Below are 15,707 nucleotides of genomic sequence, written 5' to 3' on the forward strand. Positions count from 1 at the left end.
GTGGATAAACGCTTTTATTGTACGCCCTTAGCGGGGCGGCGACGATGCCCGCCGTTCAACGAGTGCGCGGCGAGCAAGCGAGACCCGGCCGAGGCTGACCAAGAGCGCAAGGCAGGTGGTCAGCGCGCTGAACCAGAGCGTGGCCTGCACCGAAAGGCCCAGTGCCAGCGCCGCCCCGACCACCGCCACACCAAACGACTGGCCAACGGTGCGCACCGTACTCATCACCCGGGAGACGTTGGCGCTTCGCTCTGCCGGCAGGCTCGCCATCATTTCGCGGTTGTTGGGCGGTTGAAAAAGCCCGAAGCCGATCCCGCAAAGTGCCGTGCGCCAAAGACTTCCCGCAATGCCCGTGGTTTCATCCACCAGCGCCAGCGCCACCAACCCTGCAATCAAGAACAAAAGCCCGATACTCGAAATCACGCTGGGGTTGAGCTTATCCGCCAGCCGCCCGGCAAGCGGGCCCACCACCATGATGGTCAGCGGCCAGGGCGTGAAGAGCCAAGCGGTTTGCAGTGGCGTGAAGCCCATCTGATCCTGATAGAAAATCGACAGCGCGACGAAGGTCAGCCCCTGGCCGATGAAGGCAAGCCCCGAGGCGGACACCGCCAGGGTGAAGCGCATCTCGCCAAACAGCACCAGTGGAAGCAATGGGTAGCGCGCCCGGCGCTGGCGCCTTATGAACAGCGCAGCGGTGGTCAGACATAAAAGCGCCCACGAAAGCCCCTGCCCCAGGGCTGCGTGGCCAAGCGCGTCCATGGCGAGAAAAAAGCTCGCCAGCATAGCCATCGAGCAGAGCGCCCCCCACACGTCGAAGCTTCCCTGGCGCGGCGTTTCACGAGGCAAAGCGCGGGCGGCGAACCAGAGCGAGCAGAGACCCAGCGGCACGTTGAGCGCAAAAAGCCAGGGCCAGTTGGCGAAGGAGAGAATCACCCCGCTAAGCGTGGGCCCGGCGGAGTAGCCCCCGGCGACCACCAGCGCGCTCAGCCCCAGCGCGCTGCCTAACAGTCGTGTGGGGAAGATGACCCGGTAGAGTGAGGGCCCAATGGAGAGTGTCGCCGCCGCGCCGAGGCCCTGCAGCGCGCGAAACACCAGCAGCGTTTCAAGGCTTCGTGACAGCGCCGCACCAATCGACGCCGCCACGAACGTCGCCAGGCCCAACAGGTAGAGCCGCCGCCGGGTAATCAGCTCGCTAAGCGCTGCAAACACCAGCAAAAACGCCGCGCACACCACCTGAAAGATATTGGTGATCCATACCGAGCGCGAGGCCGAGGCGCCCAGGTCCTGGGCGATGGTGGGCAGCGCCAGGTTGATCATGGTGGTGTCCATCACCGCCATGGTGGTGCCGGTCATCAGCGCCAACAGCGCAAGCGCGCGTTCGCGCCCGGGCAGGCCGTCGTCATTAGGGCGGGTTTCAAACAGTCGCATGAGGCGGGCGTTCCTTTAAAGGCCGCTACGGATTAAGGCCATTACAACGACAAAACCGGCCGAAGCCGGTTTCAACGTACAGCGCTATAACCAGCGCTTGCGCTACCCCTGGTCGTTATCGAGGGCGAGCGTATCATCCATATCGGAAATCTCGAGCGCGGTTTCGTCATCCAAATCGACGGCCAGGTAGCTGTGCTCGACGTGGAGAAACGATTGGAAAAGCGTCCAGTCCAGCGGCCTGGGCCACTGGCTTTCGTCCTCTTCCCAGGCGCTTAGCTCGGTTTCCAGGATATCGCTGAAGCGCTCGCGCACGAAAGTCTCGAGTGCTTCAGGGGTATCCATTTCGGGAATGAGGTAGATGGTACTTTCACGATCGACGTCGTCCAGGGTCAGGTCGTCGTCTCCCATGGTGGGTTCCAGCGCATTGATCCAGTCGACAAAGGGCTGGGTCGGCCTGACGCTCAGAGCGGAGCGGTTAAGCAGTTTCATGGGATTCTCCTCGCCGTCGAAACGTTGACCATTATGGGCGCTATAGCGCGCCCTTACCAACTTTTACTAGCGCATTGGCGTTAATGGCTTTTTCGCCAATGTTTTATTCCACTTCCGGGCGCATGGCCGGGAACAAGAGCACGTCGCGAATCGAGGCGCTGTCGGTAAACAGCATCACCAAACGGTCGATGCCGATGCCCTCCCCCGCCGTTGGCGGCATGCCGTACTCGAGCGCGCGCACGTAGTCGCCGTCGAAGTACATCGCCTCTAAGTCGCCGGCGTCTTTCTCGGCGGCCTGCTCGCGAAAGCGCTCGGCCTGGTCTTCGGCGTCGTTGAGCTCCGAGAAGCCGTTGGCGATCTCGCGCCCGCCGACGAAAAACTCGAAGCGGTCGGTGACGAAGGGGTCCGCGTCGCTTCGCCGCGCCAACGGGCTGACCTCCGCCGGGTACATCGTAATGAAGGTGGGCTGGTCGAGTTTCGGCTCGGCGACCTCTTCGAAAATCTCGGTCTGGACTTTGCCCAGTCCCCAGCTCGGCTTCACCTTGATGCCAACACGCTCGGCCACGGCCCGGGCGCTTTCCAGCGAATCGAGCTCGGCTTCAGTGATGTTATCGCCATACTCGAGGATCGAATCCTTGAGGGACAAGCGGCGAAACGGCTGGCCGAAGTCGTACTCTTCGCCCTGGTAGGAAAGGAGCGTGGTGCCCAGCACCTGCTCGGCGATCGAGCGCAGCATCGCCTCGGTCATGTCCATCAGGTCGTTGTAATCGGCGTAGGCCCAGTAGAACTCGACCATGGTGAATTCGGGGTTGTGCCGGGTCGAGAGGCCTTCGTTACGGAAGTTGCGGTTGATCTCGAAGACCTTCTCGAAGCCGCCCACCACCAGGCGCTTGAGGTAGAGCTCCGGGGCGATGCGCAGGTACATGTCCATATCCAGCGCATTGTGATGGGTGATGAACGGCCGCGCCGTCGCCCCGCCTGGGATAGGCTGAAGCATGGGGGTCTCGACCTCCATGAACCCCTGGGCCTCGAAGAACCGGCGCATCGAACTGATCACCGCGGCGCGTGTCTCGAACGCCTTGCGCGACGCCGGGTTCATGATCAGATCGACGTAGCGCTGACGGTAGCGCGCCTCCTGGTCGGTCAGGCCGTGGAACTTGTCCGGCAGCGGGCGCAGGCTCTTGGTCAGAAGCTCGGCCTCCTTCATCATCACGTAGAGATCGCCCTTGCCGGACTTGTGCACCGGGCCACTGGCGGCGACGATATCGCCGATATCCCAGCTTTTGATCTCTTCCAAAAGCTCGGCGGGCAGGCCCTTTTTATCCACGTAGAGCTGGATTTGGCCCGCCACGTCCTGGATGACGATAAACGGGCCGCGCTTGCGCATGATGCGCCCGGCGACCGACGCCTGGTGATCAAGCGCTTCGAGCTCGGCCTTTTCCTTGTCGCCGAACAGATTCTCGAGCTCGACGGTGAGGCTGTCGCGGCGGAAACCGTTGGGGAAAGCGCTTTTACCCTGGGCGGCAGCGGTCTCGCGCCGTGCGGAAAGCTTGGCGCGGCGCTCGGCGATCAGGTGGTTTTCGTTGTCCAGAGAAGACGCGTCTTGGTTAGCCATCCAGCACCCTATGTATGTTCCAGGCGGGTCATGCACCACACAAGGCCTGACCCCGCAAAAAGATTACAAGCCCTGCTTGAGGCTTGCGATGATAAATTGATCCAGGTCGCCGTCCAGCACCTTGTCGCAGTTGCTCGACTGCACGCCGGTGCGCAGATCCTTGATACGCTGGTCATCGAGCACGTAGGAGCGGATCTGGCTGCCCCAGCCGATATCGGCTTTGGAGTCCTCGGCTTCCTGCTTGGCGGCGTTGCGCTTTTGCATCTCGTGTTCCCAGATGCGTGCCTTGAGCTGCTTCATGGCGAAGTCGCGGTTGGCGTGCTGGCTGCGCTGGCTCTGGCAGGCCACGACGATACCCGTCGGCTCGTGGGTGATCCGCACCGCCGAGTCGGTGGTGTTGACGTGCTGACCGCCGGCGCCGCTGGAGCGGTAGGTATCCACGCGCAAATCCGAGGGGTTGATCTCTACCTCGAAGGTGTCGTCGATCTCCGGTGACAAAAACACCGAGGCGAACGAGGTGTGACGACGCCCGCCGGAATCGAAGGGGCTTTTACGCACCAGCCGGTGAACCCCGGTTTCGGTGCGTAGCCAGCCAAAAGCGTGGTCGCCCTGGATATGCAGCGAGGCGGACTTGATGCCCGCTACTTCGCCGGCGGAGGCTTCGATGATATCCGCCTTGAAGCCGTGGTGCTCGGCCCAGCGCAGGTACATACGCAGCAAAATGTTCGCCCAGTCCTGGGCTTCGGTGCCGCCAGAGCCGGACTGGATATCGAGATAGGCGTTGTTCTCGTCCATCTCGCCGGAGAACATCCGGCGAAACTCGAGTTTCTCGAGCGAGGCCTGCATGCTGTCGAGCTCTTTATGAACTTCCTCGACGGTGGCCTCATCGTCTTCCATCTCGGCCAGTTCCAGCAGGTCACGGCTATCGCCCAGGCCCTGGTCCAGCTCGTCGATGGTCGCCACGATCGTCTCTAAAGTGGCGCGCTCTTTGCCCAGCTTCTGGGCGTAGTCCGGATCGCTCCAGACGTTCGGGTCTTCGAGCTCGCGGGAGACTTCTTCTAGCCGATCTTTCTTCTCGGCATAGTCAAAGATACCCCCTAAGAACGTCTGTCCGCTCAGACAAGTCCTTGATCTGGGTGTGTAGCGGGTTGGTTTCCAACATGAGTGGCCTGACCTTGTTGAGGATTCGAAAAAAAGTAAACGCCATCGGGGCGGCCGTCGCACTGGCCGATAAACGCCTGCGTAAGCCCCCGAAGCGGCAAAATCGTTGGAACGCATTGTAACGAAAGCCCACGCTTCCCGCATCCACCGCGCTAAAACCACAGCCCGGCCCTTCAGGGCGACGCCATCATCACGGGTCGACGACGATGACCCCGAGTTCTTCCAAGCGTTCTCGCGTCGCGGCATCGGTCTGGAAGGTAACCGGACGCGTCAGCGACCAAAGAAAGTGGGTGCGAAACCCCGCGGCCACGGCGTCCTCGGCGCTCCACAGAACGCAAACGTCCCGCGCCAGCCCGCAGAGATAGACATCACTCACCCCGCGATCGCGAAGCCACCCCGCAAGCCCCGTGGCCGGGCGCTTGCCGTCCGGGCCCTGGTTGTTGCGAAACGCGCTGTAGGAGTCGATCTGCGGGTCGGTGCCTTTACGGATGATGGCGTCGCAAGGGGTCCAATCGATCGCGGGGTGTAGCGCCGCGCCTTCGCTTCTCTGAATACAGTGATCCGGCCACAAGGTTTGCTGATGACCGAAGCGTTCGATGGCCTCGAAAGGCTGATGGGGCGGGTGCTGCGAGGCGAAGGAGATATGCGCCGGTGGGTGCCAATCCTGGGTGGCGACCACGTGACCAAAGGCGCGCTTTGCCAGCAACGCCTCGATGCCGGGCAAAATGGCGTCCCCCTCGGCGCAGGCAAGCGCCCCGCCGGGTAAAAAATCCGGCTGAACATCCACGACGATCAGCGCACTCTGCGCCGCGCGCTCTTTCGCCACCAGGGCCAAAGGGTCGGCTTGCGGTTCGCGGCTTGCCGCTACGACATCATCTTCCACCATGCAACGCTCCTGAGATCCAAGACGTGAAACCCGCTAAAAGTCACTCATTCAGTATCGAGGCCCGCCCCTCGAGGCGCAAGCGGTGGCGAGCAGGCGCCTGTGCGCCACCGGTTTTTGCTCAGACGAGCATCGAGGGTTTGAACAACTCCGTGCGATCGAGGGTGGTGCCCGACACCATGAACGCCCCCATACCCTGATAGTGCAGCGACGCTTGTTCGTCCGCCCCGGGGGCGGCGTGAGCTTTGACGATCTCGAAAATGAACAGGTCGTATCCGTCGATCATGGCATCGTCGTGCAAACGGCACTCGAAAGAGGCGTAACACTCGTCGATCAACGGTGCATCGACCTTCGAGGCCGAACCGGGCGTGAGCTCAAATGCTGCAAACTTGTCGACCTCGCTGCCGGAGCAGTTGCCGATCCCCACCACCGTGTCGATGAGTGTCGCGGACGGAATATTGATCACGCACTCGCCGCTTTCGCGCACCATTTCGTGGGTATGATTGCCGGCGGCGATCAGGCAGCCCACCAGCGAAGGGGAAAAGGACATGACCATGTGCCACCCCAGGGTCATGATGTTGCTCTGCTGCTGCCAGCGGGAGGAAACCAGTACGATCGGGCCAGGCTCGAGAAAATGCCTGGCGTTCGAGACGGGGAAATCTTCTTTCACCAACGCGCGGGACATGAAAAACCTCCGGTCAGATGGGGAAGTTGGCCAACCTCGAGGGTATGGCCTTCGCCCCATAAAACCAAAAGCGCTGGCAACATGGCCAGCGCTTTGTCCCTCACCCGATCACGGGGCTACCGGATTTCGGTAGATGTCCCTCGCCCAAGGCTTAGAAACGGTAGGTCAGCTGGGCGCCGATACCGTGAGCTTCGTTTTTGTAGTCCGCCGAGTAGGTCGCCCCACCCACCGGTACACCGCCGGTCGCCGGGCTTGCCAATAGATCCTGGCGCTCCTGGTCCACCGAGGTACTGCGCTCGGTCAGGTAGGAGTAGGCGACATCCAGGGTGAGATCCGGCGTCGGCGACCAACCCGCGCCCAGCGAGAAGATGCGCCGGTCGTCGGAGGGAATCCGCACGCTGCGGTGCGCGTCGTTGGTAGGCGTAAAGTCGAGCGTAAAGCCGGCGCGCAGCGCAAGGGCCGGGGTCAGCTGGTACTCGCCGCCGGTGGCAAAGGCCCAGGCGTTGGAGTAGTTCTGGGTCTCCTGGGTGATGGTACCGCCATCGGTGCCGGTCACGCGGATCTCGTCGAACTGACTCCAGCGCACCCAGGAGGTACCGAACATCAGCTTGAACCGGTCGCTCATTTGCTGGGTGACCGAGAAATTGACCGTCTCCGGCGTGGTCAGATCCAGCGACGCGTTGTCCGCGCGCACGACGTTACCCAGCGGGTCGGTGGCGGAGAAGTTGCCATCGAGGGTGTAATCCACCTTGGAGCGGTAGGTCAGACCCAGGGTGGTTTCCGGCACCGGCTGGTAGATCACGCCCAGGTTGTAACCCCAGGCTTCGTCGTCGCCGTCCACGCGGGAGTCGACGTCGGTGGCGGCGTTAAACCCGGTGCCCGAGGGGATTTGGCGGCGCAGCTCGCCTTCGACCGAGTTGTAGGACACGCCCGCACCCACTGACCACTGGTCGTTGAAGCGGTAGGAAACCGTCGGCTGTGCTGAAACCACGGTCACTTCGGTGTAGTCGCCGAAGTAGCGGCCCTGAAAGGAGCCTTCATAGTCGGTTTTAGAGCCAAACGGGGCGTAAACGCCGAAGCCGAACGCTAGCTGCTCGTTCACCGGATGCGCGTAGAACGCGAAGGGGACGAGCGTACCCGGCACCATATCGCCTTCGTTAGTGCCCCCGATGCTGCCGACGGGAATCTGATTACCGTTGGGCAAACCGCCGGTCGCAACGCCGGAATCCAACGTGCGGTTGGCCTGGACGTTACGAATTTTGGTTTTAGGATTCAAGTAGGTGGCACCCGCGGTGAACTGCGCGCGGTCCAAAAACGACATCCCCGCCGGGTTACCGTACACGATGGTCGCATCGTGTATGTTGGAGCTACGCCCGGCATGGCCGTAACCCTGCCCGCTGACGCTCTGTTCGTTGATTTGATAGCCGCCAGCGTTGGCCTGGCTTGCAAAGGTCGCCGCCGCCACAGCGGACACCATCGCCAGTTTTTTAACGTTATTATGCATAGTGAGCCTCATTTCCCAATGATCCGGCGAGGTACGCCCCGCCCGCGTTATTATTCGCCCCAGCGCTAGTTTTCGCCCAATGTCGGCGCAGGTTCAAGGGGCAAACGGTCGTTTTATTTCTTTTGGGGTTTATCCATTAGTCTTACGAGCGTTTTAAATCGGTGTTTTAGTTAACTTTACCGAGTTTTTCTGGATTGCTTGACCTATGGGCCACCCACAGGTTTTACACTGAGCGTGAACGTCGACAACGGTAATGCGACCATGCAGCCAAGCGCCTCCCAAGCAAGCCCCTCACAAGCAAGTCCTTCACAAACCGCGGCCCTCATGAAAGTCAGTGAGCTGGCCAGGCGCGCGGGGGTCAGCGCCGAAACGGTACGCCACTACAGCCGCGAAGGGCTTTTGCACCCGGCGCGCCACCCGGACAACGGCTACCAGCTCTTTTCCAGCGACGACCTGGAACGGCTCGCCTTCATTCAGCGCTCGCGGACGCTGGGCTTTAGCCTCGCCGAAATCCGCGACATCCTGGCCCACGCCGACCAGGGCGATTCCCCCTGCCCGCTGGTGCGTGACCTGCTGGCCAGCCGCCTGCCCCAGATACGCGCGCGCATCGAAGAGCTCGAAGCGTTGGCAGCGCGCATGGAGCAGGCGCTGGAAAGTTGGCAGGCCATGCCAGACGCCACGCCCACCGGCCACAGTATCTGCCGACTCATCGAGAGTTTCCCGGATTCCCGCTCATGAAATCATATACCTGCGTTGGCGCATCGTTTGATAAGCGCCCCCAGCGCTTTTTAATTCGCGGCATGAACTGCGCCGGCTGCGTTAAAAGCGTGGACCGCGCGCTCGGCCAGCTCCCCGGGGTCGAACACGCCACGGTCAACTTCGCCACCCAAACCGCCGAGGTGAGCGGCGAAGTATCGAACGAGGCGGTGTGCGAGGCAGTGGCGGCGAGCGGCTACGTCGCCGAGCCAATCATCGATTTCAAACAAGCCGAGCAGCGCCGCCGCGACCAGGAAGAAGCCACCTACCAAGCGCGCCTGCGCGGCGGGGTTTTGTCGCTGGCCCTGGCGCTGCCGTTGATGCTGGCCATGCTGGTTTATCACCCCGCCCCGCAGGGTATGGGCCGCATCTTCTGGCTGGTGATCGGTCTGCTAACGCTGGCTATTTTGGCGTTTCCCGGGCGGCACTTTTTCACCAACGCCTGGCGACAGCTGACCCACCGCCAAGCCAGCATGGATACGCTGGTCGCCCTGGGCACCGGCGCGGCCTGGCTCTACTCGATGGCCGTGGTGCTCTTCGCCCCTTGGCTGCCCGAGGCCGCCCGGGGTATTTACTTCGAGGCTTCGGCCATGGTGGTCGGGCTCATTTTGCTGGGTAACGCCCTGGAGCTTCGCGCCCGGGGCCGTACCCGCCAAACGCTCGGCCAGCTTTTGGATCTGCAGGGCACGACCGCGCGTCTCGAGCGCAATGGCGATACCTTCGAAGTGAATGTCGATGACGTGGTGCCCGGCGACACCCTGCGCGTACGCCCAGGCGAACGGCTGGCCGTAGACGGCGTGGTGCTCGACGGGCAAAGCCATGTGGATGAATCGATGCTCACCGGTGAGCCCGCGCCGGTGTATAAAGCCGCTCAGGCGGCGCTTGCCGCCGGCACGGTCAACGGCGAGGGTAGTCTTTTGTATCGCGCCACCCACACCGGCCGGGACACTCGCCTTGGACGTATTACCGAGCAGGTCGCCCACGCGCAAAACGCGCGCCCACCGATTGGCAAGTTGGCCGACCGAATCTCCGGCGTCTTCGTACCCGCCGTGATGATTCTGGCCGTGCTCACCGCGCTTATATGGTTCAACCTGGGCCCGGCGCCACCGACGCTTTACATGCTGGTGACGGCGACCACGGTGCTGATCATCGCCTGCCCCTGCGCACTGGGTCTCGCCACGCCGCTTTCCACCATGATCGGCGTGGGCAAGGCCGCCGAGCACGGGGTGCTGATTCGCGACGGCGAAGCGCTGCAGCGCTCCTGCCGGCTCACCACCCTGGTGGTCGACAAAACCGGCACGCTGACCGAGGGCAAGCCCCGCGTGCTCGAGGCGGCTATTTTTCATTCCGATCGCGCTTGGCTACTGGGCGCGGTGAACGCCCTGGAGCAGCGTTCGCAGCATCCGCTGGCCAACGCGCTTTGCGCCTACGCCAGGACCCAAACGACGGAGGTCGTAGCGCTCGAGTCGTTTGCAAGCGACACCGGCGCGGGGGTGCGCGGTACCACCGAGCAGGGGGACCGTTTGCTACTGGGTAGCGCCCGGCTGTTGGAGGAGGCCGGTATTGGCCTGGACGCGGCGGCAGAGATGACCGCCGCGCTCGAAAAGAACGCCCGGTCGGCGGTGTATATCGCGGTCAACGGCGCGCTTGCCGGTGTGTTCGCCATCAGCGACCCGGTTCGCCAGGACGCCGCCGCCAGCATCGCCCGTTTGAAACGCGATGGATTGACGGTGGTGATGCTGACCGGCGACAACCGACATACGGCGGCGGCGGTAGCCCGGGAGGTAGGTATCGATGAATTCATGGCCGGGCTTTCCCCCGAGGACAAGCTCGAGGAAATCAAGCGCCGCCAGGCGCGGGGTGACCTCCTGGCCATGGCCGGCGATGGCATCAACGACGCCCCGGCGCTGGCCCAGGCGGATGTCGGCTTTGCCATCGGCGGCGGCACGGATATCGCCATGGAAAGCGCCGGCGTTACCTTGATGCACGGCTCGCTTCACGGTGTCGCCACCGCCATCGAACTCAGCCGCGCCACCCTTGCCAACATCAAGCAGAACCTGGCGGGCGCGTTCGGTTACAACCTGCTGTGCATTCCTATCGCCGCCGGCGCGCTTTACCCACTGACCGGCATGCTGATCTCACCGATCATCGCCGGGGCCGCGATGGCGCTCTCCTCCGTGACCGTCGTCGGCAACGCCAGTCGGTTACGCCGCTTCACCCCCACCGCCTGGGAGGCAACATGAGCGTACTGGTGAATCTAACAGGACTTTTGCTGATCGCCCTGATCGTCTGGTGGTTTTGGATGGGGCCCTCTCGCTAGGGTCGACTTTTACAAAAGCCAGAATGTCACTCATACTGACACATATATATGTCTCTAAAGGTGACACCCATGAGCCTTGAACTAAGCCATGTCGTAAATGGAGAGGGCTTCATCATCGCCGATGCGTTGCTGGAAGAGCTGCACATCACTAAACGCGAGTTCGCGAGTGCGATCGGCCTTAGCCACAACGCCATTATTCGTAAGGAGCGTCTCCACGCAGTTTCCACACAGCAACGTCTGCGCCAGACCATGGAAATACTCAAGCGCATCGAACCCTGGGCCGGGTCGATCAGCAGTGCCTGGTCCTGGTATCGCACCTATCCTATCTCGGCGCTGGGTGATCTAACGCCGGAAGAGCTGGTCAGTCGCGGTCGAGCCGATGACGTGCGCGCCTATCTCTCGCATATTGCCGAGGGGGGCCATGCGTGAGCTTGCTGGGGTTGGGCTTTCACTATAAAGGGATCGTCTATCGTGGCCACAACCCCCGGTGGCATCACGCCCCTGCCTCCGGTGAAGGCGCTGCACACAGCGGCGGGCGCTGGAATCCCCCGGGCTTACCCGCGCTCTACACCAGCGAGCGTTTCGAGACGGCCTGGCTGGAGGCGCAGCAGGGCTTTCCTTTCAAAACCCAGCCACTGACGCTTTGCAGCTACGAGGTCGACTGCGGCCCGCTGCTCGACCTGTGCGAGCCGGATATTCAACTACGCGTTCATCCAGACCCGGAGCGCTGGTTGAAGGAGGCCTGGCTCGAGAAAAAGCTAAAACGCCAGCCCGTGATCGCTTGGCAAATCGTCGAGCGACTGCGCCACATGGGCTTCGCCGGCATTCGCGTGCCTTCACAAGCCACGGGGGCGACCTGCCGCGACGTCAATATCGTGTTCTGGAACTGGTCGCTGAATACACCTACCCGCGTCAGCGTGATAGACGATGAGCGGCGTTTGCAAAGCGAGCGGGACTAGACAGCGCGTGGCGGCTTGAAAGTGCCCGGTCAGCTCACCCCGATATAGCGCCCCGGCTTGTGGTTGAGCGCGATGATGAGGTTCAGCGTAACCGCCCCCAGCACCGAGAATGCCACCCGATCCAGCGGCAGCTGGGTCAGCGCGACCAGCAGGATTACCCCGTCGATACCCAGTTGCACGTAGCCCGCCCGCCAGCCGTGGCGCTGCTGCAGGTAGAGGGCGAGGATATTGATGCCGCCAAGGCTCGTGCGGTGGCGAAAGAGCATCAACATCCCGATCCCCATCAGCGCCCCGCCCATGAGCGCGGCATAGAGCGAGGGCACGCGCTCGAAGGCGACCCACTGCTGGGTCAGCTCGGCGAATAGCGATACCAGTCCGATCGCCACGAAGGTGCGCAGGGTGAAGCTCCACCCCATCCGCTTGATCGCAAGATAATAAAACGGCAGGTTGATCGCGAAGAACCAGGCACCGAAGCCCCAGCCGCTCATGTAGTTGAGCAAAAGCGCAAGCCCCGCGGTACTGCCGGTCAGCAGCACGGCCTGGGTGTAGAAAGTGACGCCCAGCGCCACGAAAAACGTGCCCAGCAGCATCGCCATGACGTCTTCATAGGGTTTGTGCGGGTCGCTGGGAAGATCCTCCACGCGCATGGGGCATCCATCCTTTTATCGTTCGGTTGTAAACGTCCGGCTTGGCGGGGCTCGCCTAAACGGCGCTGGCGTGCTCGACCATCAGTTGCAGCGACTCCCGGCCGCGCCAGCGGTTGCGGTTGAGCTTGAACGCGCAGTGAAGCGAGTCGCCTACGTCGAAGCCAGGTAACTCGCCGGGAGTCAGCGCGCGAAACCAGATCGCTTTCAAGGTGACCGGGCCCTGGGAGAGCTCCATCATCAGGTGTATTCCTTCGCCGCCCACCGGGCGCAGCGACTCGATGATGAACGCGCCTTCGAACAGCGGCGGATCGAACTCGCGCCCGTAAGGGCCCAGGGCCTCGATTTCATCCAGCGTCGTTAAACTCAGCTGCGCAGCGGACAGCGTGCCGTCGGTCAAAAGCCTTGGGTAGCGCGGCTCATCGCCCAACTGCTCGGTCACGGCCTGCAAAAACGCCGTCTTGAACGCCTCGAGTTGCTCAAACGGTAGCCCCACGCCCGCCGCGCCGCTGTGCCCGCCAAAGCGGGGTAGCGCGTCCGGGGCAAGCTCGAAGGTGCGCTGCAGGGCGTCGCGCATATGAAGGCCCTCGATCGAGCGCCCGGAGCCGGTGAGCATGTTGGGCGCGGCGGCTTTGGTGAGCACCACCGCCGGGCGCCCGTAAGCCTGCACCAGCCGCGAGGCGACGATGCCCTGAACCCCGGCGTGGCCCTCCTCCACGAATACGACCACGGCGGGTTCATCCGCCTCGATGGCGGGGACCGCCAGGCGCTTCGCCTCTTCTGCCATCTCGGCTTCGATCGCCTTGCGCGACTGGTTGTCCTGATCGAGCACTTCGAGCTGGCGGTTCGCCACCGCGTCGCTTTCGGCCAGCATGTAGTGAAGTGCAGCGTAAGGGTCGTCGAGACGCGAGCGGGCGTTGATGCGCGGCCCCATCTGAAAGGCCAGTGTTTCGGCGCTGAACGGCACGCTATCCGCGCCAAGTCTTGCCGCCATCGCTCGCCAACAGGCGGCGTCCATGCGGTTGATCAACGTAAGCCCCTGGCTTACTACCGCGCGGTTGGCGGGGCTAGCGCCGAGCGACACGCAGTCGGCCACGGTGCCGAGCGCCACGTAGGAGAGCCAGGGCGAGAGCTTGGAGGTGGCCGCATTGAGCACGCCCCACTCGATCAGCACGCCCCGGGCCAGCGACATCAAAAGCCACGCCACCATACAGCCGGCGATGGTTTTATCCGGGTAATCGCAGTCGTCGCGGGTCGGGTTGATACAGGCGTAGGCGGATTCTGGCGGGCCTTGCTGGGGCAGCGCATGGTGGTCGCTCACGACCACGTCGATGCCCGCCGCCTTGAGGCGGGCGATGCGCGGCTCATCGCTGCTGCCGCAGTCCGCGGTGATGACCAGCGTCGGCAGCGGCTTGAGCGCGAGCGTACGCTCGACCAGCGGCAAACTGATGCCGTAGCCGTCGTTGATACGGTGACCGATCAGGCTGTGAAGCCGGTACTCGGGCACGCCGAAAAGCTCGACCAACGTGCGCCGGATCACCACGTGGGAGGTAATACCGTCCACATCGTAGTCGGTTAAAATACCGATGGACTCGCCTTCGGCGACCGCTTTGGCGATACGCTCGGCCCCGCGACGCCCATCCATTAGCTTCTCAGGATGGGCCAGGTAGCGAAGGCTTGGGGAGACCAGCGGCGTGAGCGGGGCCTCGTAGCCTGGCAGGCGCGAGGCCAGAAGCCTGGCCTGCAGCGCAGTGAGCCCCTCGGCCAGAGCCCGGGCGTACACCGCCTCGTCCACCGGGCGCGGCGTGAGACGAGGACGGCTGGCGTTGTGTAACAGCGTAGTGGGCGCGGCGCTCAAATCGGTCATCAATACGTGCGCCGATGCTCGGCGACGAACTGCTGAACCGCGGCCAACTCCGCGGGAAGCACCGTATAGCGCTCCTCGCGCTCGAGCAGGCCATCCATGTGCGTGGGCAGCGCCACGCCTTGAAAGCCCGCCTTGACCACGGCCTCGGCGAATTTGGCCGGGTGAGCGGTGGCCAGCGTCACCACTGGGGTGGTTTGATCGGCGCGGGCGCGCTCGGCGGCCCGATAGCCGGTCGCGGTGTGCGGGTCGAGCATCTCGCCGGTGCGGTGGTGCGCCTCGCGGATCGCTTCCAAAATCGTGGCGTCGTCGACACTGTAGCTTGCGAATTTTTCGCGCAGCCGCGCAAGCGGCGCCTCGGCAAGCGCCGTAGGCTCGGTTTGGAATCGCTCCAGAAGGGCGGCCACCGCGGCACCGTCGCGCTCGTAGGCGTCGAACAACAGCCGCTCGAAGTTAGACGATACGACGATATCCATCGACGGCGCGAGCGTGGCTTCCAACGACTTCTTGGAGAAGTCGTTGTCGGCAAGCGTGCGGTGGAGAATGTCGTTGGCGTTGGTGGCGATGATGAACTGCTTGACCGGCAGGCCCATCTGGTACGCCGTATACCCGGCGTAAACGTTGCCGAAATTCGCCGAGGGCACGCAGAAGCTGACCTCGCGATGCGGCGCCCCCAGGGCAACACCGGCCGCCACGTAATAGACGACCTGGGCCATGATGCGCGCCCAGTTGATCGAGTTGACCGCGACCAGCCGGGTGCCCTGCAAAAAGTTCTGGTCGGCGAAGCTCGCCTTGACCATGGCCTGGGCGTCGTCGAAATTGCCCTCGATGGCGATATTGAAGACGTTGTTGGCAAGCACAGAGGTCATCTGGCGGCGCTGCACTTCCGAGACGCGCTGATGCGGGTGCAGGATGAAGATATCCAGGTTGTCGCAGTGGCGACACCCCTCGATCGCCGCCGAGCCGGTATCGCCCGAGGTGGCCCCCATGATCACCGCACGCTCGCCGCGCTTTTCGAGAAAGTGATCCAGCAGCCGGCCAAGCAGCTGTAGCGCTACATCCTTGAACGCGAGCGTCGGGCCGTGGAACTGCTCGAGCAAAAAGTGGTTGGCATCGAGCTGCTTGAGCGGCACGACCGCATCGTGGCTGAAGGTGGCGTAGGCCTCCTTCACCAGGCGGCGGAAGGTATCGTCATCGATCTCGCCACCCACGAAGGGCTTCATCACGCGAAAGGCGATCTCGGCGTAGGAGAGCCCGGCCATCTCGGCCAGCTCTTCCCGCGAGAAAGTCGGCAGCGTCTCGGGCACATAAAGCCCGCCGTCGCTTGCCATACCGGTCAACACGACCTCTTCGAACGAGAGCGCGGGCGCCTGCCCACGCGTGCTGATGTAGCGCATGT

14 protein-coding genes are annotated in these 15,707 nt (G+C 63.0%); 4 read left to right on the plus strand and 10 right to left on the minus strand.

All coding sequences use genetic code 11. The features are described 5' to 3' along the window. Nucleotides 1-27 precede the first annotated feature (27 nt). The 7 genes from ACWHRL_RS15735 to ACWHRL_RS15765 form a co-directional block, all read right to left on the minus strand. On the minus strand, nt 28-1,428 hold the full coding sequence (locus tag ACWHRL_RS15735) for an MFS transporter (RefSeq protein WP_447894405.1): 1,401 nt from the start codon (nt 1,426-1,428) through the stop codon (nt 28-30). 102 nt (nt 1,429-1,530) lie between these two features. Continuing rightward, nucleotides 1,531-1,917: a hypothetical protein gene (locus ACWHRL_RS15740; RefSeq protein WP_447894406.1), complete on the minus strand. Its 387-nt coding sequence runs from the start codon at nt 1,915-1,917 to the stop codon at nt 1,531-1,533. A gap of 103 nt (nt 1,918-2,020) precedes the next feature. Then, on the minus strand, nt 2,021-3,532 hold the full coding sequence (gene lysS / locus ACWHRL_RS15745) for a lysine--tRNA ligase (protein ID WP_447894407.1): 1,512 nt from the start codon (nt 3,530-3,532) through the stop codon (nt 2,021-2,023). Nucleotides 3,533-3,595: 63 nt separating this feature from the next. Next, nucleotides 3,596-4,694 (minus strand): peptide chain release factor 2 gene (prfB, locus tag ACWHRL_RS15750; protein ID WP_447530010.1). Its coding sequence is split into 2 segments (ribosomal slippage): nt 3,596-4,618 and nt 4,620-4,694, totalling 1,098 coding nucleotides; the frame shifts between segments, so codons are not numbered across the junction. A gap of 189 nt (nt 4,695-4,883) precedes the next feature. Further along, on the minus strand, nt 4,884-5,579 hold the full coding sequence (locus tag ACWHRL_RS15755) for a nicotinamidase (protein ID WP_447894408.1): 696 nt from the start codon (nt 5,577-5,579) through the stop codon (nt 4,884-4,886). A gap of 118 nt (nt 5,580-5,697) precedes the next feature. Next, entirely contained in the window at nt 5,698-6,261 is a 564-nt protein-coding gene (locus ACWHRL_RS15760; RefSeq protein WP_447894409.1) for a flavin reductase family protein, read from the minus strand. A gap of 151 nt (nt 6,262-6,412) precedes the next feature. Further along, nucleotides 6,413-7,765 (minus strand): OmpP1/FadL family transporter, encoded by a 1,353-nt coding sequence (locus tag ACWHRL_RS15765; RefSeq protein WP_447894410.1) that lies wholly within the window; start codon nt 7,763-7,765, stop codon nt 6,413-6,415. A gap of 324 nt (nt 7,766-8,089) precedes the next feature. Between ACWHRL_RS15765 and ACWHRL_RS15770 the strand changes: the two genes are divergently transcribed. From ACWHRL_RS15770 to ACWHRL_RS15785, 4 genes are all read left to right on the plus strand, one after another. Beyond that, a complete protein-coding gene (locus ACWHRL_RS15770; RefSeq protein ID WP_447530548.1) occupies nt 8,090-8,503 on the plus strand; it encodes a MerR family transcriptional regulator in 414 nt (137 codons plus the stop codon). Then, nucleotides 8,500-10,764, plus strand: a complete 2,265-nt coding sequence (locus tag ACWHRL_RS15775) for a heavy metal translocating P-type ATPase (protein WP_447894411.1) — start codon at nt 8,500-8,502, stop codon at nt 10,762-10,764. Before ACWHRL_RS15770 ends, ACWHRL_RS15775 begins: the two co-directional genes overlap by 4 nt. A gap of 146 nt (nt 10,765-10,910) precedes the next feature. Continuing rightward, entirely contained in the window at nt 10,911-11,270 is a 360-nt protein-coding gene (locus ACWHRL_RS15780; RefSeq protein ID WP_447894412.1) for an XRE family transcriptional regulator, read from the plus strand. After that, nucleotides 11,267-11,800 carry an RES family NAD+ phosphorylase gene (locus ACWHRL_RS15785; RefSeq protein ID WP_447894413.1) on the plus strand — a complete coding sequence of 178 codons (534 nt, stop codon included), beginning with the start codon at nt 11,267-11,269 and terminating at the stop codon, nt 11,798-11,800. Before ACWHRL_RS15780 ends, ACWHRL_RS15785 begins: the two co-directional genes overlap by 4 nt. 29 nt (nt 11,801-11,829) lie before the next feature. Here the strand turns inward: ACWHRL_RS15785 and ACWHRL_RS15790 are convergent, their stop codons facing one another. From ACWHRL_RS15790 to thrC, 3 genes are read right to left on the minus strand one after another with little or no spacing between them, the layout of a single operon-like run. After that, nucleotides 11,830-12,447: a YitT family protein gene (locus tag ACWHRL_RS15790; protein ID WP_447530015.1), complete on the minus strand. Its 618-nt coding sequence runs from the start codon at nt 12,445-12,447 to the stop codon at nt 11,830-11,832. A gap of 55 nt (nt 12,448-12,502) precedes the next feature. Further along, on the minus strand, nt 12,503-14,311 hold the full coding sequence (locus tag ACWHRL_RS15795; RefSeq protein WP_447894414.1) for a single-stranded-DNA-specific exonuclease RecJ: 1,809 nt from the start codon (nt 14,309-14,311) through the stop codon (nt 12,503-12,505). Then, a complete protein-coding gene (gene thrC / locus ACWHRL_RS15800) occupies nt 14,311-15,705 on the minus strand; it encodes a threonine synthase (protein WP_447894415.1) in 1,395 nt (464 codons plus the stop codon). Before thrC ends, ACWHRL_RS15795 begins: the two co-directional genes overlap by 1 nt. Between the last annotated feature and the right edge of the window lie 2 nt (nt 15,706-15,707).

The organism is Vreelandella sp. GE22, from assembly GCF_968212445.1.

Bases quoted from the DNA above. Each gene is read 5' to 3' on its own strand.
- ACWHRL_RS15735 (WP_447894405.1), bottom strand. From the start codon at position 1,428: ATGCGACTGTTTGAAACCCGCCCTAATGACGACGGCCTGCCCGGGCGC.
- ACWHRL_RS15740 (WP_447894406.1), bottom strand. From the start codon at position 1,917: ATGAAACTGCTTAACCGCTCCGCTCTGAGCGTCAGGCCGACCCAGCCC.
- lysS (WP_447894407.1), bottom strand. From the start codon at position 3,532: ATGGCTAACCAAGACGCGTCTTCTCTGGACAACGAAAACCACCTGATC.
- ACWHRL_RS15755 (WP_447894408.1), bottom strand. From the start codon at position 5,579: ATGGTGGAAGATGATGTCGTAGCGGCAAGCCGCGAACCGCAAGCCGAC.
- ACWHRL_RS15760 (WP_447894409.1), bottom strand. From the start codon at position 6,261: ATGTCCCGCGCGTTGGTGAAAGAAGATTTCCCCGTCTCGAACGCCAGG.
- ACWHRL_RS15765 (WP_447894410.1), bottom strand. From the start codon at position 7,765: ATGCATAATAACGTTAAAAAACTGGCGATGGTGTCCGCTGTGGCGGCG.
- ACWHRL_RS15770 (WP_447530548.1), top strand. From the start codon at position 8,090: ATGAAAGTCAGTGAGCTGGCCAGGCGCGCGGGGGTCAGCGCCGAAACG.
- ACWHRL_RS15775 (WP_447894411.1), top strand. From the start codon at position 8,500: ATGAAATCATATACCTGCGTTGGCGCATCGTTTGATAAGCGCCCCCAG.
- ACWHRL_RS15780 (WP_447894412.1), top strand. From the start codon at position 10,911: ATGAGCCTTGAACTAAGCCATGTCGTAAATGGAGAGGGCTTCATCATC.
- ACWHRL_RS15790 (WP_447530015.1), bottom strand. From the start codon at position 12,447: ATGCGCGTGGAGGATCTTCCCAGCGACCCGCACAAACCCTATGAAGAC.
- ACWHRL_RS15795 (WP_447894414.1), bottom strand. From the start codon at position 14,311: ATGACCGATTTGAGCGCCGCGCCCACTACGCTGTTACACAACGCCAGC.
- thrC (WP_447894415.1), bottom strand. From the start codon at position 15,705: ATGCGCTACATCAGCACGCGTGGGCAGGCGCCCGCGCTCTCGTTCGAA.